At 72.7% G+C, this 24,770-nt stretch carries 20 protein-coding genes; 11 read left to right on the top strand and 9 right to left on the bottom strand.

Annotation, left to right across the window (positions count from 1 at the left end):
* Positions 1-23: 23 nt before the first annotated feature.
* From ABZ945_RS25265 to ABZ945_RS25255, 3 genes are all read left to right on the top strand, one after another.
* Positions 24-500 carry an ATP-binding protein gene (locus tag ABZ945_RS25265; RefSeq protein ID WP_361273638.1) on the top strand — a complete coding sequence of 159 codons (477 nt, stop codon included), beginning with the start codon at positions 24-26 and terminating at the stop codon, positions 498-500.
* Positions 497-700, top strand: a complete 204-nt coding sequence (locus ABZ945_RS25260; RefSeq protein ID WP_361273636.1) for a hypothetical protein — start codon at positions 497-499, stop codon at positions 698-700. Before ABZ945_RS25265 ends, ABZ945_RS25260 begins: the two co-directional genes overlap by 4 nt.
* Positions 701-990: 290 nt before the next feature.
* Positions 991-4,431, top strand: a complete 3,441-nt coding sequence (locus tag ABZ945_RS25255) for an RHS repeat-associated core domain-containing protein (protein ID WP_361273634.1) — start codon at positions 991-993, stop codon at positions 4,429-4,431.
* On the opposite strand, the gene ABZ945_RS25250 is transcribed toward ABZ945_RS25255, so the two are convergent.
* Complete coding sequence (locus tag ABZ945_RS25250; protein WP_361273631.1) at positions 4,426-4,551, bottom strand: hypothetical protein; 126 nt, start codon at positions 4,549-4,551, stop codon at positions 4,426-4,428. The genes ABZ945_RS25255 and ABZ945_RS25250 overlap by 6 nt on opposite strands.
* Here ABZ945_RS25250 and ABZ945_RS25245 point away from each other — a divergent pair.
* The 3 genes from ABZ945_RS25245 to ABZ945_RS25235 all read left to right on the top strand — a co-directional run bounded on the left by ABZ945_RS25245 (position 4,541) and on the right by ABZ945_RS25235 (position 5,213).
* Positions 4,541-4,675 carry a hypothetical protein gene (locus ABZ945_RS25245; protein ID WP_361273628.1) on the top strand — a complete coding sequence of 45 codons (135 nt, stop codon included), beginning with the start codon at positions 4,541-4,543 and terminating at the stop codon, positions 4,673-4,675. The genes ABZ945_RS25250 and ABZ945_RS25245 overlap by 11 nt on opposite strands.
* A gap of 8 nt (positions 4,676-4,683) precedes the next feature.
* On the top strand, positions 4,684-4,872 hold the full coding sequence (locus tag ABZ945_RS25240) for a hypothetical protein (RefSeq protein ID WP_361273625.1): 189 nt from the start codon (positions 4,684-4,686) through the stop codon (positions 4,870-4,872).
* Positions 4,873-4,964: 92 nt separating this feature from the next.
* Positions 4,965-5,213, top strand: coding sequence for a hypothetical protein (locus ABZ945_RS25235; RefSeq protein ID WP_361273622.1), 249 nt, complete (start codon positions 4,965-4,967; stop codon positions 5,211-5,213).
* A gap of 86 nt (positions 5,214-5,299) precedes the next feature.
* On the opposite strand, the gene ABZ945_RS25230 is transcribed toward ABZ945_RS25235, so the two are convergent.
* From ABZ945_RS25230 to ABZ945_RS25220, 3 genes are all read right to left on the bottom strand, one after another.
* A complete protein-coding gene (locus ABZ945_RS25230; RefSeq protein WP_361273619.1) occupies positions 5,300-6,097 on the bottom strand; it encodes a GDSL-type esterase/lipase family protein in 798 nt (265 codons plus the stop codon).
* Complete coding sequence (locus ABZ945_RS25225; RefSeq protein ID WP_361273757.1) at positions 6,094-6,312, bottom strand: phosphopantetheine-binding protein; 219 nt, start codon at positions 6,310-6,312, stop codon at positions 6,094-6,096. Before ABZ945_RS25225 ends, ABZ945_RS25230 begins: the two co-directional genes overlap by 4 nt.
* 308 nt (positions 6,313-6,620) lie before the next feature.
* Positions 6,621-7,307, bottom strand: a complete 687-nt coding sequence (locus tag ABZ945_RS25220; RefSeq protein WP_361273616.1) for a class I SAM-dependent methyltransferase — start codon at positions 7,305-7,307, stop codon at positions 6,621-6,623.
* Between the two features lie 200 nt (positions 7,308-7,507).
* Between ABZ945_RS25220 and ABZ945_RS25215 the strand changes: the two genes are divergently transcribed.
* Positions 7,508-9,889, top strand: a complete 2,382-nt coding sequence (locus ABZ945_RS25215; protein WP_361273614.1) for a tetratricopeptide repeat protein — start codon at positions 7,508-7,510, stop codon at positions 9,887-9,889.
* 1 nt (position 9,890) lies between these two features.
* Here the strand turns inward: ABZ945_RS25215 and ABZ945_RS25210 are convergent, their stop codons facing one another.
* Together ABZ945_RS25210 and ABZ945_RS25205 are read right to left on the bottom strand one after the other, a co-directional pair.
* Entirely contained in the window at positions 9,891-10,856 is a 966-nt protein-coding gene (locus ABZ945_RS25210) for a hypothetical protein (RefSeq protein ID WP_361273612.1), read from the bottom strand.
* Positions 10,853-14,443, bottom strand: coding sequence for a DNA polymerase III subunit alpha (locus ABZ945_RS25205; protein WP_361273609.1), 3,591 nt, complete (start codon positions 14,441-14,443; stop codon positions 10,853-10,855). The genes ABZ945_RS25210 and ABZ945_RS25205 overlap by 4 nt, the downstream gene beginning before the upstream one ends.
* 175 nt (positions 14,444-14,618) lie before the next feature.
* On the opposite strand from ABZ945_RS25205, the gene ABZ945_RS25200 reads away from it, so the two are divergent.
* The 3 genes from ABZ945_RS25200 (at position 14,619) to ABZ945_RS25190 (ending at position 16,825) form a co-directional block, all read left to right on the top strand.
* Positions 14,619-15,695, top strand: a complete 1,077-nt coding sequence (locus tag ABZ945_RS25200) for a DUF3533 domain-containing protein (protein WP_361273606.1) — start codon at positions 14,619-14,621, stop codon at positions 15,693-15,695.
* A gap of 97 nt (positions 15,696-15,792) precedes the next feature.
* Entirely contained in the window at positions 15,793-16,383 is a 591-nt protein-coding gene (locus tag ABZ945_RS25195) for a TetR family transcriptional regulator (RefSeq protein WP_361273603.1), read from the top strand.
* Positions 16,384-16,393: 10 nt separating this feature from the next.
* A complete protein-coding gene (locus tag ABZ945_RS25190) occupies positions 16,394-16,825 on the top strand; it encodes a PPOX class F420-dependent oxidoreductase (RefSeq protein WP_361273601.1) in 432 nt (143 codons plus the stop codon).
* Positions 16,826-16,944: 119 nt separating this feature from the next.
* Here the strand turns inward: ABZ945_RS25190 and ABZ945_RS25185 are convergent, their stop codons facing one another.
* Positions 16,945-18,033 carry a S1 family peptidase gene (locus tag ABZ945_RS25185; RefSeq protein ID WP_361273598.1) on the bottom strand — a complete coding sequence of 363 codons (1,089 nt, stop codon included), beginning with the start codon at positions 18,031-18,033 and terminating at the stop codon, positions 16,945-16,947.
* Between the two features lie 384 nt (positions 18,034-18,417).
* Between ABZ945_RS25185 and ABZ945_RS25180 the strand changes: the two genes are divergently transcribed.
* A complete protein-coding gene (locus tag ABZ945_RS25180; RefSeq protein WP_248637218.1) occupies positions 18,418-19,302 on the top strand; it encodes an alpha/beta hydrolase in 885 nt (294 codons plus the stop codon).
* 147 nt (positions 19,303-19,449) lie between these two features.
* Here the strand turns inward: ABZ945_RS25180 and fxsT are convergent, their stop codons facing one another.
* Positions 19,450-23,385 (bottom strand): FxSxx-COOH system tetratricopeptide repeat protein, encoded by a 3,936-nt coding sequence (gene fxsT / locus ABZ945_RS25175; RefSeq protein WP_361273596.1) that lies wholly within the window; start codon positions 23,383-23,385, stop codon positions 19,450-19,452.
* The gene (locus ABZ945_RS25170; RefSeq protein WP_361273593.1) at positions 23,382-24,701 is read right to left on the bottom strand and encodes a TIR-like protein FxsC; all 1,320 of its coding nucleotides are present in this window, start codon (positions 24,699-24,701) and stop codon (positions 23,382-23,384) included. The genes fxsT and ABZ945_RS25170 overlap by 4 nt, the downstream gene beginning before the upstream one ends.
* Between the last annotated feature and the right edge of the window lie 69 nt (positions 24,702-24,770).

Raw genomic sequence — 24,770 nt, 5'->3', positions numbered from 1 at the left:
CACACCCCCGGAGGACGTGTCCGATGCCCCCCTGTGTCCTGACCGAGGAAGACGGCCGCGACGGCCTCTTCCCCCGCCCACACGTCGCCCCTCCTCCCGCCGCCGGGCAGCGCGTCCAGCTCTCCTTCCGGCCCGAGCCCCGGCGGGTCGCGGAGATGCGCCGGATGGCGGCCACCGCGCTGGACTGCGCCGGGCTGCTCGACCCGGATGTGGCCGGCGCCGTGGAGCTGCTGGTGAGCGAACTGGTCACCAACGCGGTCACCCACAGCCCGGGCGGACTGGTCTTCTTCTCACTGGTCTGCGACGCCGCCGACAAGGTGCGCATCGAGGTGGCCGACCACTCCCCCGGCACCCCGGTGGTCCGGCACCCCGGGCCGGACGCCGAGAACGGGCGCGGAATGCTGCTGGTCAGCGCGCTGGCCAGCGCCTGGGGCACCACCCCGCTGCCGACCGGCAAGCAGGTATGGGCGGAGCTGCCGGGCGGGGGGTGTGACCGGTGAGCGGCGAGAAGCGGACGCCCTGGGTGGGGGACCTGGTGCTGGACGAGGACACCGGGCGGGAAGGCATCGTGACCGACGTACGGGACGGTTCCGTCTGGGTGCTCCGTCCCGAACAGGGGCCCGGGACCTGGACCGTGGAGGACCCCGACCGGCTGGCCCTGCTGACCTCCCGCGAGGAACTGGGGAACCGGATGTGGTGATCACGCCAATCTGAGTGTGAGCGGCGGCCCCCGGATGACGGAACAGGGCCGCCGAGCAGGCACGGAGCCGATCCTTCCGCCCCACCCGACACTCACCGCACATCCGTTCGACACCCGTTCGGCGCGCTTTGTCCGTGCAGCGGCACCGGCGAAGCGGCATGGCCGATTCCGACCCGTATGTGTTTCAAGATCGCGGGAAGGCCCGCCGCCGTTGTGAAGGTCTCGTGGCAACGTGTGGGGCTCCCGTGGCCGTTGGGGTCTTCGGGTGAGCTTCTTCATGGGGGAGAACGATGCGCTCACGTGCCTCGGGCACGTCTCTTCGACGTGCCCGCAGATCGTCGTCGGGTTTCGGCCTCGTCGCCGCCGTCGCGGCCCTGTCGCTGGCCGCCTCGGCCGCACCGGCCCTGGCCGCGCCGACCGTTCCGGATCCGGGTCCGGCCTCGGTGTGGGGCAAGGCGGACGGGCCCCGATTCGACGTGCCACCGGTGAAGGTCGGTGTCACCCGCCCGGTTCCCAACAAGGCCGAGGCGCCCGCCTCCTCGGCCGAGGCCGCCTGGGAGGCGGCGCAGCGCGACCGCGCGGGCCAGTCGGCCTCCGCGCGGAAGTCCGCCGAACGGAAAGCGGCACCGAAGGCCCGATCCACGGCCGGGGCGTTGAGCTTCGTCCCGGAGGGGCAGGGCGCGGTGCCCTGGCACCGGATGTCGGACTTCCGGATCACCGACTCGCTGGTGGCCCGGATCAACCTGTCCAACGGCAACCTGATGCTGGCCGCCACCGACTTCGAGGTGGCGGGGGTGGGGCAGAAGCTGCGGCTGGCGCGGACGTACAACTCCTTCGACGCGAGCTGGGGCAAGGTCTCCCAGCGCTGGTGGCAGGAGTACGAGCGCTATCTGCACGTGTGGACCACCGAGGTCACCTTCTACGACGCCACCGGGGCGGCGGTCCGCTTCGACAAGGCGGCCGACGGATCCTTCACCACGCCCAAGGGCTACTCCAAGGACCTGAAGAAGAACGCCGACGGCACCTTCACGCTCACCGACCGCAAGTCGGGGTTGAAGGACACGTACGACGCGAACGGCACCCTCACCAAGGTCACCGACCGCAACAAGGGCGCCATCACCGTCACCCAGCACGACGAGGGCGGCGAGCACAAGGGCTTCAAGCTCACCGAGACCCGCTCCGGCCGCTGGGTCGACCTGGTCAGGACCGATCCGAGTCAGTGGCAGGCCAAGGACCACACCGGCCGCACCGCCGTCTTCGACCTCGACCCGGCCGGCAACCTGGTCCGCACCACCGACACCGAGGGCAAGTCCACGGCCTTCGGCTATGACGGCGACGGACGCATCACCAAGATCACCACGCCGGAGGGGCGGGTGACGGTCTTCACCTACGACGAGCAGAACCGCGTCCGCTCGATGCTGCGGGCCACCGCGTTCAACGGCTCCGGGCACACCGGCCCGACCTACACCTACGCGTACTCGCACACCACCGACCCCAGGGCGGCGGGGACGACCACGGTCACCGACCCGGAGAGCCACGCCACCAAGCACGAGCACGACAAGGACGGCCGGGTCACCAAGACCACCGACGCCCTGAACCGCAACCGCTCCACGACCTTCGACGCCAACCACAACATCCAGACGGCGACCGACGCCATGGGCACCGGTTCGACCGGCGGGAATGTCACCACGTACGGCTGGGACGGGCGCAACAACCCGACCTCGGCGGGTCTGCCCACCGGCGCCACCGCCTCGGTGACCGGCTACCAGACCATCGCCGGCGCCGATCTGCCCGGCACGATGCAGACCGCGGACAAGGAGAAGACCGACTACACCTACGACACGGTCGGCAACACCACCTCGGTCGCGGTCACCGGCACCGGCGGCGGCAAGCAGACCTTCGACTACAACAAGGCCACCCCGACCTGCGGCGGCTTCGAAGGCCAGCGCTGCAAGGTGACGGCGAAGATGACGGACACCAAGTCGGTGTCCACCTCCTTCACCTACGACGCCAAGGGCAACCTGACCAAGGTCACCCCGCCCGCCCCGCTGGGCACCACCACCTACCGGTACGACGAGCAGGGCCGCGTGGTGAGGGCGCTCGACGGGCGGGGCGTGGCGGTCCTCTACGAGTACGACCAGCGGGATCGGATCACCAAGGTCGACTCCTCGAACTACGCCACGGTCACCTACACCTATGACGGCGACGGCAACCTGGTCCGGCGCTCCGACGGCTCCGGGGTGACGGAGTACGCCTTCGACCCGCTGTCCCGCGAGACGGTCCGCACCCTGCAGAACGGCTCGCAGACGCAGCTGGCCTACACCCCGGCGGGCAACGTCGACACCTACACCGACCCGGCCGGCACCACCGACTACACCTGGAACGAGGTCAACAAGCTCACCAAGCTGAAGGACCCCGCCGGCAAGGTCACCACGTACACCTACGACAACAACGACACCCGCACCAAGACCACCTACCCCGGCGGCACCGTCCAGAGCGTCACCCCGGACAAGTCCAACCGCCCGGAGAAGATCAAGACGACCTCTCCCCAGGGCACCCTGGTCGAGCTGACCTACTCCTACGACCGCGGCACCACCAGGAAGCCGGAGGACGACGGGGGCAAGATCCTCACGAAGACCGACGCGGTCGGCGGCTACAAGACCACCTACACCTACGACAGCGCCGGCCGCTTCTCGTACGCCAAGGACGAGAAGAACGGGGCCATCGCCGACTCCTGGCAGTACTGCTACGACCAGGCCGGCAACCTCACCAGCCAGGGCACCGACAAGGGCTGCCCGCGCGGCACCACGTACACCTACAACGACGCCCAGCAGCTCACCTCCAAGTCCGGCTCCACCGGGACCTGGTCCTACGACAAGGTCGGCAACGAGACCGCCGGCGCCTCCACGCCGGAGTACACCCGTACCGGTGAGCAGTGGTCCGACTACTCCCAGATGACCTCCATCACGGTCGACTCCAAGACGTACGCGGGCCAGTACGCCTCCACCGACCAGAGCGAGCGGATCAAGCTCGGCGACACCTTCTTCCACCACGGCCCGCTGGGCCTGTCGGCGAAGACCACCGCCGGGGTGGACATGGGCTTCAACCGGGAACCCGGGGGCACCCTCAACTCCATGACGACCGGGGGCAAGTCCTACTACTACCTGACCGACGCCCTCGGCAGCGTCGTCGCCCTGGCCGACGGCGACGGCAACAAGGTCAACTCCTACACCTACAGCCCCCGCGGCGTCCGGCTGCTGGCCCGCTCCAGCGAGCCGGTCGCCCAGCCCTACCGGTTCGCCGGTGGCTACCAGGACCCCACCGGCCTGTACCACCTCGGCGCCCGCTACTACGACGCCAACATCGGCCGCTTCACCCAGACCGACCCCTCCGGTCAGGAGAAGAACCCCTACCTCTACGCCGACGGCGACCCGGTCAACCGGATCGACCCCAACGGCTTGCTGTGGCAGGAGGCCGCCGAGGCGCTGACCCCCCTCGGGGACATCAAGACGGCTGCGGAGTTCGGCGGAGCCGTTCGTGACGGCGAGTGGGGCAAGGCGGCCGGCATCGGCTTCGGCTGGTCCTTCGGGAAGGCCGTCTCCAGTGCCTGTGTGGCGGGAGCGGTGAGCCTCGCCGGACCCACGGGAGCGGTGGCGGCACCGGCCTGCGAGATCGCCGGGGACGCGGCCGGCAACTTCGCGGAGGATCAGACCACGGAAGCGTGGTCATAAGGATGTGATCCGCTTGCCGATCGCAGCACGCTGACCGTTCGCCGCGAACGGGCCGCCCGGCCCGTTCGCGGCGAGCCGGTAGGGATGGAAGGGATCGAAGGGATCGAACATGTTCGCCATTGCTGACGATGTGCAGGGCAAGGGTGCCTGGATTCCGGACGGCTGGGCAGTGCCCGTCTTCCTGATCGCGATCGCCGTGGTCGTGGCGATCGTCGGCTTCCTGCGGTGGTACGGCACCAAGTGAGGCACTCCATGAGACACCGATCAGCGGGGGCGCCCAGGGTCTTCGGGATCCTGCTCGTCCTGTGGGCCGTGCTCATGGCCGTCTTCGTGGCCGTCGCGCTGGCGAACGGAGGCGGCTGGACACCCTTCATAGCCGCCCCCGCGGTGGCGCTGGCGCTGGGCGTACTCCTCCTCCGGCGAGGGCGGCACCGGCCCTGAGGAGCTGTCCTCACCGGCGCCGCGGAAGCCGGTCCACGGGAGCGGCGGCCAGGAGGAGCAAGAGAGCAGACCGAAGGAGAGGAGCCATCACGGTGGCCACCAGTCCAGACGACGGCGAGATGCTCGGCCAGGAGGACCAGCGGTTCGGCTCTGCCATGACCTCCGTCGGACTCCGGGTCGCACTGGCGGCGAGCGTCGCGCTGATCGTCATAGGTGTGTTCGCTGCTGTCCTCGGAATGGGCCCAGCCGTCTGGATCATCGTCGCCGGTGTCGTCATGTCCGCGGGGTTCGGCCTGGCGATCCGTTTCAAGCCCTCACAAGGGACCGGATATGACTCATGACGACGCGTGGTACGCCCTGGCGGACAGCCACCTGCCGGCCGACGAAGCGCGCATGATGCCCGACGGGACGGCCGGAGCTGACTCCGTCAATCCGCCGCGTGGTCGCCAGCCTGCCTGACAGGGTCCCGGAGGTCCCGGAGGTTTTGCCATGAGTGGACCAGCGAGGGCAGGGCGTGGGCGACCTGTGCCGCATAGCCCTCCGCCGACGGGTGGCAGCCGTCCTCGCAGAACATCCGGGACGGATCGGCCAGAAAGGCGTCCGTGGGCGGCGTGATGACCTCCGCCCCGGCGGTGGCGGCGGCATCCCGCTGGAGCTCGCGGAGCCGGTCGGCGCGGTGGACGGCGGTGCGGCGGATCCAGCGCCGCAGTCCGGTGGAGGCGCGGTAGTCGGGGCAGGTGAGGACGGTGACCGTCCATCCGCGCTCGCGCAGCGCGGTGACGCAGCGGCCCAGGTGCCGCGCCGATGAGCGCAGCCGGACCGGGCGGACGGCGTCGTTGCCCCCGATCACGATCACCGCCGCTCCCGGCCCGTCCGGTGCGCGGCGCACCTGCCCACCGAGCGCCTTGGCGGTGGATCCCGTACGGGCGCGTACCCGCAGGCGTACGGGTCGCCGCAGGGCCTCGGCCAGCGCGGTGGCGAGCTGGGCCCCGACGGTCGGCTCACCGCCGCGTACGCCGACGCCCAGGGCGAGCGAGTCGCCCAGCAGCAGCACCGGCAGCGCGGTGCCGCCTTCCGTCCCGTAAGTCCCGCCAGGGTTGGGGACGCGCAGCGCGGCGGGACCGAGCGGCCGGGTCATCACCGCGTGGAGGCAGCCCATGACGACCAGCGCTCGCACCCGCCGCCGCAGCTCGGCCGCGAACCGGCGCCTCCGTGCCGCGCTCATGCGACGGGAGCCCCCTCGAACGCGGCGGCCAGCTCCCCCAGCGTCATCCCCGGAGGAACGCGCAGGTCATCGGTCCGCCTGCCGGTCCGCTCGGTGACGGTGACGGCGAGCTCGGCCAGGCTCAGCGAGTCCAGGTCCAGATCCGCGACGACCGCGTCCGGCCGCAGCAGTTCTCGTTCCAGGCCGAACTCCTCGACGAGCAGATCCACCAGCATGTCGTACACGGCGAGCACTCCCTTCACAGACGGACACGAAGCGGCCTGCGAGGACTCCCGGATCCGTCCTCCCCCTCCCCCGCCCGGCCGCGCACTGCACCGCTCCACTCCACCGGATGCGCCACAGCACCGCAGCACCACACACGACAAGCCGCCCGAACGCCGTCAGGCACCTCGACCGCCACCTGCCAAGAAGCCGAATGGCGTACGTCATACCCGCCTGTTCCGGTCCAGCGGGGCTCACGGAGCTCAGCGCGGCATGCGCCGCCGTGCGGACCGGGCGCCAACGCATCCAGCCGGACCAAGGCTCACCCTGGGCGGGCTCCGCTGACCACCAGGGTCGCGGCGCTCCGGGGCCCGTCCGTCCTCGGGGCTAGGACCTCGGTACGAACCTCAGCGAACCCCGCCTCCTCCAGGGCCTTGGCCCACACATGCTCCTGGAGCACCCAGCGCCGCATCGTGGTCGCGCCCCCTTCCGGCGTCCGGGCCGGGACCTCGGCGGCCACGACGTCCGTCCGCGCCGGTGCGCCGCCCAGGAAGTGCGCGAGGGTCGAGAACACCAGGCGGCCGCCCGGCCTGAGCGCGGTCAGCGCGGCGGGCAGCAGCTCACGCGGATCGGTGAAGTCCAGCGCCCCGAAGACGCTGTAGAGCACGTCGTACCGGGCGGGAGCTCCGCGCAGATGCGGTACGGCGTCAGACCGCACGGTACGCAGGCGGGGCGCGAGATGCCCGAAGAGGTCGAGCGCCCTCGCGTGCTGGGCGGGTGAAGCGTCCACCGCGACGACCTCGGCGGCCCCGGCGTGGACCGCGAGGTGCGCGGCATGCCGTCCGGCCCCCGCCCCGAGGTCGCCCACGACCCGACCCGACAGGTCACCCAGGAGCTCCGCTCCGGGGCCGCCGTCCTGGCTCCAGATCCAGTGGAAGGCGTCGGGTACGGCGCGGTCGCGCTCGGCGCGGGTGCGTCCGTAGTGGTGCCAGAGGTCGGTGGAGGTCATCCGCCTCATGATCGGGGGTGGGGTACGTCGGTGGGCGGGGTTCGGGAGGGCGTCACCCGGACGATGCCCGCTGCGCCCGGCAGCGGAGCTGACCTCCCGTCACGGGTGCGTACCGGATCCGCTCCCTCCGCCCCCGAGTTCACTCGAACGCGGGCATCCTTGGCACAGGTGGAGAAGCGTGGACGGTGAGGGGGCGGCGAGTGGCGCGGGCACGAGCGCGGAGGCGGGCGGCGTACGGGACGGGGCGCGGGTGGAAGACTCTGGCCGGGGTTCTGCTGTTCGCGGCTCTGCTCGGAGGCATCGTCTGGGCGGTGGCCCGGTTCGGGCTGGAGGCGTCCGACCAGATGGCGAGCGTGGTCGGCGGCACGGCGGGGGTGCTGGGGCTGGCGGTGGCGGTGGTGGCGCTGCGGGCCGCCGGGGCAGGGGGCGGCGCGGCGAGCGCGCCCGCCGGTGCCGGGGCCTGGGTGCCGGGGGCGGCCGTGCACGCCTCCTTGCGCCCGCCCACGCCAGGCGCGCCGGTACGCGGGCGGGAACGGGAACTCGCCGTGCTGGACGGGCTCCTGCGCTCCCGTACCGGGGGCATGGCCGTCGTCTGCGGGGCCGGGGGGCTCGGCAAGACCACGCTGGCCGCAGAGGCCGCCGCCCGGGCCGAGCGTGCCGGGCGGGCGGTGTTCTTCGTCCGCTGGCGGGACGACCCGGCCCGGCTGGCCGAGGACCTGACCCAGGTCGCCCAGGACCTCGGCCTGACGGACGCCCGGCTCGAAGACGCCCGGACCGGCCGGGCCGCGCTCGTGGACGTGGTCTGGGAGCAGTTCGCGGCGGCACGCGGCTGGGTGATCGTGATCGACAACGTGGACACCCCGGCCCGGGTAGGCTCCGCGACCGAGCCGGTGGCCCAGTACCGAGGCTGGCTCCGGCCCGATGGACCGGGGCTGCTGCTGGTCACCAGTCGGGACACGGCCCCTACCACGTGGGGCCCGCGCGCCGTCCTGCTGAATCTCGACCCACTGGAGGAGGCGGCGGCGGGCGCGGTGCTGCGTGACGCGGCCCCGGGTGCGGGGACGGACGAGGAGGCGGCGGCGCTGGGGGCGCGGCTGGGCGGGCTGCCGCTGGCGCTGGAGGCGGTGGGACGGTATCTCGCCTCCCCGACCAGCCGCTACCGCCGATTCGCCGACTACCAGGAGGCGTTGGGCCGGGAATTCGGCGAGCTGCTGGGGGCCGAGCAACCGGGGGCGGCCGCCGACCCGGCGCTGGCGCGGTCCGTCGTACGTCATACCTGGGACGTGTCACTGGAGCAGTTGGACGCCGATGGGCTCCCGCTCGCCCGTCCGCTGCTGCGGCTGCTCGCGCTGCTGGAGGCCGCGCCCATTCCCCGTACGCTGATCACGCCGGGGCTGGTGACGGACGCGATCGGTGAGCCTGCGACGGCCGCCGGGGTGGAGGCGGCGCTGGCAGGGCTCCACCGGTACGGGCTACTGGGGACCCCGCAGCAGAGGACAGACTCCGAGAGGGAAGAGCCGGGGCAGCTCGTGCTTCATCCGCTCGTACACGAGGTGATGGCCCTGCCGGTCAACGGGACCGACCTCGCGCCCTGGCACCGTGCCCTGGACGGCCATCTCGCGCAGGCCGTCCAGGACACGGTCGCGGCCGGGAGAGCGGGCTGGCCGACCGCCCGACTCCTCGCCTCCCATATGGTCACGTCCCTCGGCCGCGCGTCCGAGGAGGAGTTCATCGCCAGGCGGAACACCCTGGACTCTCTGGCCGACATCCTCAGAGCAGCCGGGGCGCACGCTGAAGAGCTTCTGCTTCGTCGTGAGGTGCGAGAGGCCGAGGCCATCCAGCTGGGTCCTGACCACCCCGACACCCTGACCAGCTACAACAATCTCGCCAACGCCCTCCACGGCCTCGGCCACTACCAACAGGCCGCCGACCTTCACCGCCAAACCCTCACCACCAGCGAACGCACCCTCGGACCCGACCACCCCGACACCCTCACCAGCCGCAACAACCTCGCCGACACCCTCCACGACCTCGGCCACCACCAACAGGCCGCCGACCTCCACCGCCAAACCCTCACCACCAGCGAACGCACCCTCGGACCCGACCACCCCGACACCCTCACCAGCCGCAACAACCTCGCCACCGCCCTCCACGGCCTAGGCCACCACCAGCAAGCCGCCGACCTCCACCGCCAAACCCTCACCACCAGCGAACGCACCCTCGGACCCGACCACCCCGACACCCTCACCAGCCGCAACAACCTCGCCAACGCCCTCCACGGCCTCGGCCACCACCAGCAAGCCGCCGACCTCCACCGCCAAACCCTCACCGCCCGCGAACGCACCCTCGGACCCGACCACCCCCACACCCTCACCAGCCGCAACAACCTCGCCACCGCCCTCCGTGCCCTCGGCCACCACCAACAGGCCGCCGACCTCCACCGCCAAACCCTCACCGCCCGCGAACGCACCCTCGGACCCGACCACCCCCACACCCTCACCAGCCGCAACAACCTCGCCATCGCCGAAGCCGCCCTATCCCGCCACCGCCCCCTCTGGCGCCGCCTCCTCCCCAGGTCATAGCTCACGCCGCCAACGTCCCCGGCCCGATCACCCCCTCCCCGAACCGCGCCCGCGCCCGGTCCGCCACCGCCTCCAGCCGCCGCACCTTGTCGTCGGCCGGGTCCAGGGACAGCTGGTGCGCGGCGTTGGCGGCCGGGGTCAGGCCCTCGGCGCGCAGGGAGAGGGCGCGGACGCGGGCGCGTTGGAGGGCGAGGACGTCGTACAGGGCGTAGGCGGTCGTGGTGAGCGCGGTGGAGTGGGCGGTGGGTTCGGGCAGGGTGCGGGTCCGGGTGGTGGTGGAGCGGTCGGCGTAGCGGACGGTGAGGGTGAGGGCGCGGCAGACCTGCCCTCCGGCCTCGGTGCGGAGGCGGGCGCCCAGTTCGCCGGTGAGGGCGAGCAGGGCGCGCCGGTGGCGGTCCGGGTCGAGTTCGTCGCGGTCAAAGCGGCGTTCGGCGGCGAGGGAGCGGGCGGCGGCGTTGGGGGTGACGGCCGAGCGGTCGATGCCCTGGGCGCGTTCCCAGACGTCCCGGCCGCCCCGGGCGCCCAGGATGCGCTGGAGTACGGCGAGGGGCGCGGCGGCGACCCGGTCGATGGTGTCCAGGCCGTAGCCGCACAGGGCGCGGGCGGTGGCGGGGCCGACACCGTGCAGGGCGGCCACCGGTTTGTCGCGGAGGAAGGGTTCGGGGTCGTCGACGACGAGGGTGGTGCCGGGGGGCGCCTCGCGCGCGGCCATGCGGGCGATCAGGGGGACGGGGCCCGCGCCGATGGCGCACTCCACCCCGTACCGGGCGAGCGCGCGGACCCGGAGCACGGCGGCCAGCTCGGCCGCCCCGCGCCCGAAGTACCGTACGGCGCCGCGCAGGTCGGCCAGGGCGGCGTCCGGCGGGACGGCTTCCAGGACGGGAGTGAACTCCTCTAGCAGGGAGAGGAGTTCGGGGAGGAGGGAATCGCCGTCCGGAGAAAGACGGAAACGGACGTGGAGGATCATCCGGCGCTCCCCTGGCTCTGGTGCCAGAGCTTCCGCTTCTTCGGGACGACCGCCCCGTCCCCGGCCGGGCGCAGGTCGGACCAGGGGTTGAGGGTGTAGCCGTTGGGCATGGTGATGCGGCGGCCGGTGGCCTCGCCGTTGGCCTGGGCCATCTCCCCCTCGGCAGGGGCCGGTTCGGCTAGTTTCGCGGCGACCGCGTCCAGGCCGCCCCGCTCCCGTAGCTCGATCAGCTCGGCGAGGTTCCAGGCCACCGCGCCGACCACGCTGAAGCTGCGCGGGCCGCGCCGCTGGATGGTGCCCCTGACCAGCAGCAGCCAGGAGTGGAAGACGGTGTGCGCGCACCGCTCGTGGCTGTCGTCGAAGAAGGCGAGGTCCACCAGGCCGGTGCCGTCGTCCAGGGTGGTGAAGATGACCCGGCGGCCGGAGCGGATGGGCGGGGTCTGGGTGGCCACCTTGGACCCGGCGACCAGCACGGTCTGGCCGTTGCGGGCGGTGCCCAGGCGGCGGGCGGTGAGGACGCCCAGCTCGTCCAGGAAGCCCTGGTGGTCGTCCATCAGGTTGCGGGAGGCGTCCATGGAGAGCACGCCCAGTTCGGCGCTGAGCCGTTCGGCGTCGCTGAGGTCGGGCAGGCCGACGGGGGCGGCGCGGCGGCCGCCCGCCAGGGGCAGCTGGTCGCCGCCCGCGCCCGTACCGCGTCCGCTGCGGTGCAGTTCGGCGAGGTGCAGCAGCAGATCGCGGCGGTTGGCGCCGAACGCGTCCAACGCGCCCACCTGGGCGAGCCGTTCGGCGACCGGGCGGCCGGGGCGGGCCCGCTGCCAGAAGTCGAGGAGGGAGGCGTACGGTTGGCCGGCCTCGATCCGGGCGGCCTCGGCCTCGCTGATGCCGTGGACGTCGGAGAGGGCGAGGCGGAGGGCCCATACCTCCTGTGAAGCCGGAGAGCCGGACACCAGTTCGATTCGGTGGGCGGCCGCCGAGCGGTTCACGTCCAGGGGGAGGACCGGAACGCCCTGGCGGCGGGCGTCGGCGAGCAGCAGCCGCTTGGGATACATACCGGGGTCATGGGTGAGCAGCCCGGCGTAGAAGGCGGCCGGGTGGTGGGCCTTGAGCCAGGCGGACTGGTAGGTGGGCACCGCGAAGGCGACCGCGTGCGCCTTGCAGAAGCCGTACGAGCCGAAGGCCTGCACGATCTTCCAGGTGCGTTCGATGACGTCCTCGGTGTAGCCCCGGGCCGCCGCGTGCTGGGCGAACCAGGCCTTGATCTTTCCCTGCGACTCCGGGTGGGAGAGCCCGCGCCGGACCGCGTCGCCCTCCTCGCGGCCGCAGCCGGTCATGATGGCCAGGATCTTGATGATCTGCTCGTGGAAGACCACCACCCCGTAGGTCTCCTTCAGCGCGTCCTCCAGGTCGTCGTGCGGGTAGCGGACCGGTGCCCGGCCGTGCCGGGCCTCGATGAACGGGCGGACCATGTCGGCGGCGACCGGGCCCGGCCGGAAGAGGGAGATGTCCACCACCAGGTCGTGGAAGGTGGACGGCTGGAGGCGGCCGACCAGGTCGCGCTGGCCGGGTGACTCGATCTGGAAGATGCCCAGCGTCTCGGCGGAGCGGATCAGCCGGTACGTGGCGGGGTCGCCGGGCCGCACCTGGCGGTCGTCGTCCAGGTCGATCGTGCGGCCGGTGGCACGCCGGATCTCGGCGACCGCGTGGGCCATCGCGGACTGCATCCGCACCCCGAGCACATCCAGTTTGAGCAGCCCCAGCTCCTCCACGTCCTCCTTGTCGAACTGGGACATCGGGAAGCTCTCACCGCTGGTGGGGACGACCGGGGTACGGGAGGGCAGGGAGGCATCGGAGAGCAGCACCCCGCACGGGTGCATGGCCACCCCGCGCGGCAGCGCGTCCAGCGCCTCGACCAGGTCCCAGAGCTTTCCGTACTCCTCCCGCCGGGTGGAGAGTTCGCGGAGTTCGGGGAGTTCGTCCAGGGCGGCGCGGGCGTCCTTGGCGCGGATGTGCGGGAACGCCTTGGCGAGGGAGTCGATCTCGGCCGGGTCCATGGAGAGGGCGGCGCCCACATCCCGGATGGCGTGCCGCACCCGGTAGGTCTCGGGCATGGCGACGGCGGCGACCCGCTCGGGGCCGAAGCGGTCCAGGATCGCCCGGTAGACCTCCAGCCGACGCGCGGACTCCACGTCGATGTCGATGTCGGGGAGGGCGGGGCGGCGGACGGAGAGGAAGCGCTCCATGAGGAGGTCCTGCTCGACGGGGTCGGCGTGGGCGATACCGAGCAGGTGGTTGACGAGCGACCCGGCGCCGGAGCCGCGCGCGGCGACCCGGATGCCCAGGCCCCGGGTGTCGTCCACCACCTGGGCGACGGTGAGGAAGTAGGAGGCGAAGCCGAGGCGTTCGATGGTGCGCAGCTCGTCCTCCAGCCGGTCCCAGTACTCCCCCTTGCGCTCCAGGCCGCGCAGCACCATCCCGGCGGCGCAGCGGGAGCGCAGCACCCGGTCGGCGGTGCGCGCCCCGGCGCCGACGAGATGGGCCTCGGGGAAGTGGACGGAGCCGATGCCGAGGTCGTCCTCGGGGTCGACCAGGCAGGCGGCGGCCGTCTCCTCGGTGAGGGCGAGCAGCCGGTGGGCGGTGTTGCGGCGGTAGCCGGCGGCCTCGGCGACCCGCTCGGCGGTGGCGGCCATCGCGGCCGGGTCCTTCAGCCAGCGCTCCCCACTGTCCAGGCCCTTGCGAGGATCGATGGGGACCAGGCGGCGGGCCGCGTCGAGCACGTCGGCGACCGGGCCCTGCCCCGGGTCGGCGTACCGCACGGCGTTGGCGAGCACCGGGCGTACGCCCTGCTCGGCGGCGAAGCCGAGGGTACGGGCGGCCTGCCGCAGCGAGCCGGGGCCGGTGCCGGTACGGCCGTGGTGGACGACCTCCAGCCGCAGCGCGTCCCCGTACACCTCCCGCCAGGGGGCGAGCAGCCGGGCGGCCCGGTCGGGGCGGCCGGCGGCCAGCGCGCGGCCGACCTCGGAGTCCGGGCCGAGCAGCACGGTGAGGTCTTCCCCGTGGTTGCCGGCCCAGGGCAGCAGCGGGCTGCCGGTCCGGCCGGTGCCGGCACCGGTGGCCAGCCCGCCGGAGGCATCGGACGCACCGGAGGCGTACGGGGACGAGCCCGGGTCGGCTGCCCCCGCGCCCCCCGTAGAGGCACCGCCGATCGGGTCGTCCTGGGCGTGCGCGGCGGTGATCATCCGGCACAGCTCGGCCCAGCCGCGCCGGGAGCGGGCGAGGAAGACCGCACGGGGCGCGGACTCGTCCACGAAGGCGCCGCCGCGTACCGGGGCGCGCCGGCGCTCGGTGGCCCCGGGCCCCTCCGCCCGGACCCGCTCGCCGATGGCCAGGTCCACCCCGAACAGCGGGCGGACGCCCTCCTTCGCGCAGGCGGCGGCGAAGCGGACCGCGCCGGCCACGGTGTCCCGGTCGGTCAGGGCGACCGCGTCCATCCCCCGCTCGGCGGCGCGTGCCGCCAGCCGCTCCGGGTGGGACGCCCCGTACCGCAGGGAGTAGCCCGAAACGGTGTGCAGATGCGTGAAGCCCGGCACCGGCACCCCGCACCTCCTGGATCGTTCGTCTCTCTCACCTCCCCCTCCTCCACCATAGACCACGTTTCGAACGCTCGTACGATTCACATTCCGCCGCCCCCGTCGGCCACCCCGGGTCCGCCATTCGGCCCGCCCCCGCCTGCATGGACGGGCCCCGCCCCGGAGCGTGGAGGGCATGAAGCTCGCCCAGGAGTTCCGTTCCGCCGTCACCCCCCGCGCCGCCCTGCTGGTCGTCGGCGTCCTCGCCCTCCAGCTGCTGTTCATCGCCTCCTATGTGGGCGCGCTGCACCACCCCAAGCCGACGGATGTGCCGTTCGGCGTGGTGGCCCCGGGCCAGGCGGCCGAGCAGACGGCCGGACAACTGGCCGCACTGCCCGGCGACCCGCTGGACCCCCGGGTGCTCGGCTCCGAGGCCGAGGCCCGCCGGCAGCTCGGCGACCGGGAGATCGATGGCGCCCTGATCGTGGACCCGCGGGGCGGCACCACCGACACCCTGCTGGTGGCCTCCGGCGGCGGCACGGCGCTCGCCAACGCGCTGGAGCAGATCATCGACCAGGCGGAGAAGGAGCAGCGGCGGACCGTGCGGACGGTGGACACCGCGCCCACCGCCCGGGGCGACTTCAACGGCCTGTCGGCGTTCTACCTGGTGGTCGGGTGGTGTGTGGGCGGCTATCTGCTGGCCTCCATCCTGGCGATCAGCGCCGGCTCCCGCCCGGCCAACCCGCAGCGCGCGATCATCCGGCTGACCGTGCTCGCGCTCTCCGCGATCGTCGGGGGCCTGGGCGGGGCGGTGATCGTCGGGCCGATCCTGGACGCCCTGCCGGGCAGCACGGCGGCGCTGTGGGGGCTGGGTGCCCTGGTGGTCTTCGCGGTCGGCGCGATCACCCTGGCCCTCCAGGCGGCCACCGGGATCGTGGGTATCGGGCTGGCCGTGCTGCTGGTGGTGATCGCGGGCAACCCGAGCGCGGGCGGGGCGTTCCCCGGCCCGATGCTGCCGGACTTCTGGCGGGCGATCGGCCCCTGGCTGCCGCCGGGCGCGGGCACCTGGGCGGCCCGCTCGATCGCGTACTTCCGGGGCAACGCGATCTCCGGCCCGCTCCAGGTGCTCTCGGTCTGGGCGGTCGCCGGCACCGTGGTCACCCTGGTGCTGTCCGCGCTCCGGCGCCCCGGGGAGGACGAGGAGGAGGACCGGCCGATGGGCGAGAGCTGGCCGGAGGAGGAGCGTACGGCGGAACAACCCCCTCCCGCATGACCACTCCAACTGAAGTGATTTACTGGAGGCGCTGAGAGAAACCATCGCAGCCATCGGCAGCCACCGGCAGCCATCGGCTCCAGGTGAGGGGGCACCCATGCGCCAGAACCCGGCCCGCCGGGCCGCGCTGCTCGACGCCGCCATCGAGGTCCTCGCCCGGGAGGGTTCGCGCGGGCTGACCCAGCGCGCCGTCGACAAGGAGGCGGGGGTGCCGGTCGGCACCGCCTCCAACTACTTCCGCAACCGCGACGAGCTGCTGGTGCAGACCGGGGCCCGGGTCTACGAGCGGCTGGACCCCGGCGAGGACGCGCTGGCCGAGCAGCTCGCCCCGGTACGGGACGCCGCCTCGTACGCCGCGCTGATGCGGCAGACCGTGGCGCGGATCACCGCCTTCCGCTCCGGCTATCTGGCCCTGCTGGAGCTGCGGCTGGAGGCCACCCGGCGGCCCGGACTGCGGACTCTGCTCACCGAACGGGTCCGGGCCGACGTGGACGCCAACGTGGCCCGGCACGGGGACGCGGGTCTGCCCGGCGACGCCACCGGCGTCCTGCTGCTGTACCTGGCCATGAACTGGCTGGTGGTCGAGGAGCTGACGCTGCCGGACGTGCTGCCCGAGGCGGTACGCGACGAGTTGATCACCAGCGCCGTACAGCGCGCCCTGCTGTCCCCCGGGCCGGACACCGAGTGATGATCCCCCCATGACCGAGACATCGTTCGACCCCTACGCGCTGCTCGCCCGGAGCCGGATCGGGACCCTGGCGACCATCAAGGCGGACGGTCGCCCGCAACTGACCCCGATCCAGCCCTCCTACGACCCGGAGACCGGCCTCGTCCAGGTGTCCACGACCCTGCGCACCGCCAAGGTGGCCAATCTGCGCCGGGACCCGCGCGCCACCCTGATGGTGCTCAGCGAGGACGGCTGGTCCTGGGCCACCGCCGAGGGCACGGCCACCCTCACCGGTCCCGGCACCGATCCGGGCGCCCCCGAGGTGGAGGCGCTGGTGGAGTACTACCGCCGCGCCGCGGGCGAGCACCCGGACTGGGACGAGTACCGGGCGGTGATGGTCTCCGAGCGGCGGGTCCTCATCACCATGACGGTCGACCATGTGTACGGCACGCGGGTCGCCTGACCCCGTATACGACAGGGCCCTGGACGGAGGTCGCGTCCAGGGCCCTGCTGTGTGGGGGGAGTCGGTGCGCCGGGAATCCCGCCGGCGCACCGCCCGTTCATCAGACGGGTGCCGGACCGTCAGCCGATGGTGGCGCCGGTGGCGCTCAGCGCCTCGGTCACCGGCTGGAAGAAGGTCTCCCCACCCGAGGAGCAGTCCCCACTGCCACCCGAGGTCAGACCCACCGCCGCGTCACCCGAGAACAGCGACCCACCGCTGTCCCCCGGCTCCGCGCACACATCGGTCTGGATCAGACCCTCCACCACATCACCGTTGCCGTAGTTCACCGTGGCGTCCAACCCCGTCACCGTGCCCTCGTGCACCTGCGTCGTCGACCCCGACCGCGTCACCTTCATCCCCACCGTCGCCTCGGCCGCCTTGGCGATCGCCTGCGTCCCACCGCCGTACAGGTTCACCTCGCTCGGCGCCGACACATCACCCTCGTACTTCACCAACGCGAAGTCATTGCCCGGGAACTGCGAATCCACCATCTTCCCCACCGGCGCACCCCCCGCCGACTCCGACCACTCACTCCCCGTCTCACCGCAGTGCCCCGCCGTGATGAAGTGCGGCGCACCGTCCTTCACCACGTTGAAGCCCAGCGAGCAGCGCCCACCGCCGGAGTGGATCGCGTCACCGCCGGAGAGGAAGGTGCGGAACTCGCCCTGGGTGCGCTTCAACTCCGCCTTGCCGCCCAGCTCCTTGACCGCCGAGGTCACCTTCGCCAGATCCGCACCCTTCACCGTACGGTCGGCGGTCACGATCACCGTGTTGGTCTCCGGGTCGACCGCCCAGGAGGTCCCCGGCACCGACGCGTCCTTCTTCAGCTCACCACGGGCCGCCTTCAGCTCCGCCAGCGTGTTCTCCACGATTCTGGCCTCACCACCCGCCGCACGCACCGCGTCCGCACCCGCCTGATCCACCACATTCACCACGAGCTTCTTCGCCGAGGCGTCATAGAACGCACCCGCCGCCTCGCTCCCGAGGTCCTTCTGCAGCGACGAGGCCAGCGAACCGGCCGCCGCCACCGACAGCGTCCGGACCTGCACCTGTGCGCCGGTGTCCTGGCTGGCGTTCGCGGTCTGCACCGTCACGCCCGCGCCGACCAGAGCCGCCACGGCTCCGCCGGCCATGAGTATCCGCTTCTTCGAACTACGCCGATGGTTCACGTTTCGTCCTTCGCCTTCCTGTGGGGGCCATGCCAACCAGATGCGTGGGGGCACCGGATGGCACGGAGGATGGGCCGCTCACTATTCCGATACCGCCGAGTAGCCCACAAGGACGGTCACCGGACGGGCACCCGACCTTCACGGCCCGCCCCCGGGGTGGTCACCGGTCGGGCCGTTACCGGAAGTTACGGTTCGCAATCTTCACACCGAACGGGAACACCCTCCGCCGGAAGGTACGGACCACAGCCGTCGAAGGTATGGACCACAACACTCCCGACACCCCGGCGCCCGCCCCCGCCGCGCACCGGTCCGCCCCGACGCGCCCTCCCCAGCGCCGGACTGATGGGCCATCATCGGATCAGCTCGACTGAAGGGGGCGGGGGCGTGCGAGGTCGAGTGCGCGCGGCTGACGGCCGGCATCTGATGGTGGAGCGCCTGGGGGACCCGCAGGGAAGACCGGTCTTCCTGCTGCACGGCACACCCGGCAGCAGACTCGGTCCGGCACCCCGCGGCATGGTCCTCTACCAGCGCGGAATGCAGCTCATCGCCTATGACCGCCCCGGCTACGGCGGTTCGGACCGGCTGGCCGGGCGGAGTGTGGCCGCGGTCGCCGAAGACGTGGCGGTCATCGCCGACACGCTGGGGCTGAAACGGTTCGCTGTGGTGGGCCGCTCCGGTGGCGCCCCGCACGCGCTGGCCTGCGCGGCGCTGCTGCCGGACCGGGTGACCCGTACCGCCGCGCTGGTGACGCTGGCGCCGCGGGACGCGGACGGGCTCGACTGGTTCGAGGGGATGACCGCCTTCAACGTCAGCGAGTACACGGCCGCCACCCAGGACCCCGGCGGGGTGGCCGCCCGGCTCACCCCGCGCGCGGACGCCATCCGCGAGGACCCGGTGCGGCTCCTGGACGACCTGCGCCGGGAGCTGACCGCCTCGGACCGGATGGTGGTCGCGGACGCCGGGGTCCGCTCGATGCTGCTGCGCAACTACCAGGAGGCGCTGCGCACCTCGGCCTGGGGCTGGATCGACGACGCGCTGGCGTTCTGCATGCCCTGGGGATTCGACCCGGCGGACATCCCCGGCGAGGTGCTGCTCTGGCACGGCGAGCAGGACGTGTTCTCGCCGGTCGGCCACTCCCGCTGGCTCGCCGAGCGCATCCCGGGGGCGACGGCCGTACTGGAGCCGTCCGCCGCCCACTTCGACGCCCTGCACGCCCTGCCCCGGGTGCTGACCTGGCTGCTGGACACCGGGGACGCCGAAGCCGCCTGAGCCGGTACCGGGAGCAGCCGGACCGTACGGAGACGGCCGCCCGGTCACGGGACCGGGCGGCCGACCCGGGACGGGGCGGCCGGGGACGAGGGCGGCCGCGCCGTCCCCGTAGCCGATCCTCGGCCCCGGCCCGTACGGATCTTCCCCTCACACCGCCAGCGGCTCCAGGTCCCGGTGCACGCGGCGCTCGTCGCGGGCCATCCGGGTCAGCGCGTGGTCGTCGCCGACCAGCCGGGACAGCTCCTCGGCGGTCTCCACCCGCAGCAGCGCGGCCTCGTCCTTGCGGCCCAGCGCGCCGAGGGTGACCGCCATGTTGGAGGCGATGCCCAGCACCTCGGGATGGTGGGCACCCATGACCTCGCGCAGCGCGGCCACCGCGCGCCGCTCGATGGCCAGGGCCTCCTCCAGCTCGCCGAGGTCGGCCTTGGCGTTGGCCAGGTTGACCGTGCAGAACAGCACATGCGGGTGGCGCTCGCCCAGCACCTCCCGGGTCGCCGCCAGGGTGGTGGCGAGCAGCTGGTCGGCGGCCTCCGGGTCGCCGCAGCCCCACTGGTAGATGCCCAGGTTGTTGAGGGCGGCCAGGGTGTAGGGGTGCCGTTCGCCCGGGACCTTCATGTACTGGTCGACGACCTCCTGGGCGGTGTCCCGGGCGGCGACCGGGTCCCCGGCCGCGTACAGGTCGGCCGCCAGGTTGAGGTCGCAGGCGAGCGAGTCGGGGTTGGCGGAGGTGTACTTGGCCCGGTAGCGGGCGCGGGTGGCGGTGGTGAGCCGCCGGGCGTCCTCCAGCAGCCCGGCCTTCCGCAGCGAGACCGCCAGGGACTTGGCGGCGGCCAGGGTGCCGGGGAAGGCGCGGCCCAGGGTGCGCTTGTAGCTGTCGTAGGTGCGCGAGAGCAGGGCGACGGAGTCCTCGTAGCGGCCGACCTCGCGCAGGTCGCGGGCGAGCGAGGCGGCGGAGGACAGGGTGTACGGGTGGTCGGGGCCCAGCACCTCGGTGCGCCGGTCGTAGACGTCCTGGTCGATCTCCCGGGCGCGGGCGTACTGGCCGACCATCCGCAGGTTGAGCGCCAGGTTGTTGGCGGCGGCCAGGGTACGGGGGTGGGACTCGTGGAAGATCTGGTTGAAGCCCTCGTGGGCCTCGGTGGCCAGCTCCATCGCCTCGCCGTACTGGCCGAGGGTGCCGAGGTCCATGGCCAGGCCGCTGGTGGTCATATAGGTGTGCGGGTGGGAGGCGCCCAGCACCCGGCGCTGGCGCTCCAGGGTCTCCTCGTCCAGCTCCTTCGCCTCCACGTAGCGGCCCTGGGTACGCAGGATGTTGGAGAGGTGGAAGCGCAGGTAGAGGTACTGCAGATCGTCGTTGCCGAGCAGTTCCCGCCAGTCGTCGCGCAGTTCGCCGCCGAGCGCCCAGGCGCTCTGGATGTCGCCGCGCTTCCACAGGTAGCGGACCCGGTCGATGAGCAGCCGGCGGGTCTCCGGCTCCTTGCAGAAGCGGGCCTCGGAGGTGGTCAGATGCGGCCAGATGGTGGCGAACCGGGGCCAGGTCTCGGGGTTGTCGATCGGTTCGTCGTCGTCGGGGCGGGCGCCGGCCAGGATGCGGTGCACGGCGTGCCGGGCCTCGCGCTGCTCGGTCTCCGACAGCTGGGAGCGGATCACCGCCTGCACCAGGCGGTGCAGCTGGATGGAGTTGGAGACCTGGTCGACCTTGGCCAGGGCGAACCGCCCGATCTCCCGGATCACCCGCCCCAGCACCAGTTTCTCCTGCAAGGAAGCGTCGTACGGCTTGAGCGCCTCGATCATCTCCTTGCTGTAGAGCAGGTTGGCGTGGATCGGCTCGGGCGCGAAGAAGGCGCAGAGCTGGAGCAGCCGCACCGCGGCCGGTGAGCGCTCCTGGAGCCGTTCTATGGAGACGTTCCAGGTGGCGGCGACCGGTTCGGGGTAGCCGGCCGGCTGGTTGAGGGCGAGGGTGCGGGCGGCGGCGCCCTCCAGCTGCTCCAGATAGGTGGAGACCGGGGTGGCGGTCTCGGCGATCCAGGCGGCGGCCTGCTCCACGGCGAGCGGCAGGTCGCCGACCGCCTCGGCCACCCGGTCCGCGTCCTCCGGCTTGAGCCCCCTGGCCCGGCGTTGCAGATGCTCGACGGACTCCTCCCGCAGGAAGACGTCGACCGGCAGCGCGTCGCCGTACTGGGACCAGGTCTGGTTGCGGGAGGTGACCAGGATGTGGCCGCCGCTGGGGAAGAACCGGCCCAGCCGCTCGGGGTCGTCGGCGTTGTCGAAGACCAGCAGCCAGCGGTGCGAGGGCACCCCTCGGCGCAGCAGGTCCACGGCCTCCTGGGAGGCGGTGGCCATGTCCTCGCCGCCCTGGGCGCCGAGCCGGACGGCGAGTTCGGCGAGCGAGGCGATGACGTCGTCGCTCTGCTCGGCGGAGATCCACCACACCAGGTCGTAGTCGGCCATGAAGCGGTGCACGTACTCCAGGGCCACCTGGGTCTTGCCGACGCCGCCGAGGCCGTAGAGGGTCTGCGGCTGCGGCAGGACGACCGCCATGCCGCCGCCCAGCTGGTCGCGCATCCGCTCCAGCACCACCGAGCGGCCGGTGAAGCCGGCGTTGCGCGGGGGCGCGTTCCAGATCTTCGGCACGGTGCCGGGGAACCGCGGCCCGGGTGGCACGCCCTCGCTCAGCGGGGTGGCGGGCCGGTCCAGGGCGCGCAGCAGCGAGGCGGTGGCGTGCACCTCGTCCAGGCGGAAGAGGTCCACCGGGTTGCGGTCGATGTACGGGGTGGTGAGCCGGACGTCGCCGACCCGCACCGGCAGCAGCTGGCGGCGCCCGGCGGCGGAGTCCTCGGCGGCGGCCCGCTCCCACACCTGCACGGCCCGGGCGGACTTCAGATACGCGGCGGAGAGCAGCACCACCGTGCGGGCGGCGTTCTCGGCGGCCTCCCGGGGGTCGGAGCCGGTGATCGCCGGGTCGGCGGAGACGTCCCGGGGGACCACCCGGAACCCGGCGCGGGTGAGCACCGACTCGACCCAGTCGGCCCACATCCGGTTCTCCGCGACGTACGACAGGAACAGGTCCGCGGGGAGCGCGGGGCGGCGCCGGGTGAAGGCGTCGCGGACCCGCAGCCGGGCGTCCTCGGGGATCGCCGGCATGGCGGTGACCTGCCCGTCGGTGACCACGGCGGTGAGCCGTTCGAAGGCAGACAGCAGCGAGTTGGCGATACCGGCGTCGTCGCCGAAGGTGGCCAGCGTCTCCTCGTACGCGTAGTAGGGCCGGTACGGGATCTCCACCGCGCCCCAGTAGGCGGCCAGCTCGTCCCCGACGATCCCGGACGGGAAGCCGTCGAACTTCAGCCGGGCCAGGGCCCGCCCGGCGTCGGCCTTCTCCTTCTCGCCCTCGTCGATGCGCATCGGCACCGGGAAGATCCGGATGCCCCGGCCGCCGTACCGCTCGGCGATCTGCCGGGCCACCGCCGCGGCGCCGTCCATGGACTGGTCGCTGAGGGTGAAGCAGTCCACCAGCGCGTCCGGCAGGTGCACCGTACAGATGTCGGCGATATCGCTCAGCCCGGTCCGGCTGTCGATCAGCACGTAGTCGTAGCCGGCCTTCATGTCCTCGCGCAGCGCGTCGAAGAAGTGCCCGCCGCCCAGCCGGTCGTAGAAGTTGTCCCAGTCGAAGGTGGACACCGTCGCCGAGTACTCGCGGTTCTGCCGCCCCGCCGAGACGAAGTCCAGGGTGCCGCCGTCCGGGAAGCTCCAGCCCAGCGCCTCCGGGGCGAGGGAGACCGCGTGCGGCTGGATCCGGGCGTAGTCGCGGTGCCAGTCGTCGGGGCGCTGCACCGGGCTGGTGGCGGCCCAGGCGTACTCGGTGATCAGGTCGATCACCCCGGTGGTGGCGCCCAGCGTGGACGGGTCGAGGAAGGGGTGGAAGAACCGGTGCAGCCCGGGCGCCTCCAGGTCCCAGTCGACGGCGAGCACCCGTTTGCCGTTCGCGGCGAGTATCCAGGCGGTGTTGGCCAGCGCCATGGTCCGCCCGGTGCCCCCCTTGTACGAGTAGAAGGTGATGATCCGTCCGTCGCGACCGGGTGTCATCCGAGGTCCTCCGCATCGGGCGCGCTCTGGTGCGTCTCCGGTTGGCCGTGCGTGGTGCCGTACTCCGAGGCCATCGGGCCGCGCAGCCGCGGCCGTTCGGTGTGGCGGCCGCCGGCGGGCGGGTAGACCGCCGCGTGCCGCAGATACTGCTGGGCGGCGGCCTCCACCACCTGCGGCAGGATCTGGCCGAACGCCTCCATGCTGGGTACGCCGCGGGCCGCGGCCCGGCTGGCGGGGCGGCCCTGCCCGGTCTGCACCGGCATGGTCTGCTCCAGTACGCGGTGCAGCTCGGCGTCATGGGCGCGTTCCTGGTGGTCGGCCGGGTTGCGCGGGACGACCACGCTCACCCAGGGCCGGTGCTCGGCGTCCAGCGCGGCGAGCCGGGCCCGGCGCTCCTCGTCCCTCAGCGCCCAGCGGTCCAGCAGCAGGATCTCCGGCTGGGAGGGTGGCGCCTTGGTGTCCCCCGGGCCGCCCTCGTGGTCGAAGGAGCCCACCGTGGCCTGGTAGTTCAGCGAGCGGACCAGGTCCTCGGCCACATAGGCCAGCGGCCGGGCCGCCTCCGGGTGGTACGGGTTCCAGTCCTGCGCCGACTCCCCGTAGTACTCCGCCTCCCGCCCCTCGGGCAGGTCGTGGCGGGTGGGCGCGGCCACGGTGACCTTCAGCGGCCGGGGCCCGCGCCCCGAGGTGCCGAAGGCGCTGGGCGCGGCCCGGTAGTCCACCGGCCGCCCGGGGCTGATGCCGACGGTGTCGGCCACCGCCACGATCCGCTTGGCCAGCTCGTAGACGGCCCGCTCGTACTCCTCGGCGAATATCCGCAGCTTGATCAGCCCGTACAGCCCGTCCGTCACATACCGGTCGCCGAAGTCCCGGTGGTTGAACTGCAACCGCTCCGCAGGGCCCGGCAGCTGCTCGGGCGGCACCGGCACCCACAGCGCGGGCACGATCGCCTCGGCGGGCCGGTTGTGCCGGGCGTGGTGGTAGATGGCCCGGGTGGCGAAGGCGTACCACTCCTTGCCGCACATCTCGCTGGCGAAGTAGCGGGGCGAGAACAGCGGTACGAACACCCGGCAGGTGGCCAGCACCTCCCCCAGCCGTTCGGACCACCCCTCCCCGGAACGTATCTCCCGGTCCATGAACCCGGCCGAGGCCCCAGCCGGCAGATCGGTCATCGCCATCACATGGCCGCACAGGTCCCGGTAAAGCCGCTCCACCCACATATCGGGGTCGGGGCCCCCGGCCGCGTACCGGGGGGTGTGGGCGTAGCTGAGGAAGAAGTACGGCCGAAGGTCAGCCGCTCGGCGCTGCGGTGACGTCACCCATGACCCCCGTCCCTCCATGACCGCCCGGTCCCCCGGGCACGAGGGTGCGAGCTGATCCATCATTCC

Source organism: Streptomyces sp. NPDC046887, from assembly GCF_040644755.1.
In the GTDB taxonomy this organism is placed as follows: Bacteria; Actinomycetota; Actinomycetes; order Streptomycetales; family Streptomycetaceae; genus Streptomyces; species Streptomyces lichenis.
Note: the sequence above shows the minus strand (reverse complement) of the source record. Positions and strands in the feature narration are given on the sequence as shown.